This window comes from Pleomorphochaeta sp. DL1XJH-081 (assembly GCF_049310885.1).
GTDB lineage: Bacteria > Spirochaetota > Spirochaetia > Sphaerochaetales > Sphaerochaetaceae > CAYZJV01.
Window position 1 is genome coordinate 1 of the sequence record NZ_JBMDYO010000170.1, and the last position, 251, is coordinate 251.

The window sequence follows — 251 nt, forward strand, 5'->3', positions numbered from 1 at the left end:
ATGGCAATGATCACCGCGATTTTCACGATCCTGATGCGTAAGCAGATTGCCCTGCTGTATAACGATAACCCTGAGGTGGTGCTACTGGCCTCACAGCTGATGCTGCTGGCGGCGATTTATCAGATTTCCGACTCCATTCAGGTGATCGGCAGCGGTATTCTGCGCGGTTATAAAGATACGCGTTCGATCTTCTTTATTACCTTCACCGCTTACTGGGTACTTGGCCTGCCAAGCGGTTATCTGCTGGCGCT

The 251-nt window shown here is 51.4% G+C and carries 1 protein-coding gene; it reads left to right on the top strand.

Annotation, left to right across the window (positions count from 1 at the left end):
* Window positions 1-251 (top strand): MATE family efflux transporter (locus ACODJP_RS14350; RefSeq protein ID WP_422482652.1); only part of this gene is annotated, 251 nt, incomplete at both ends.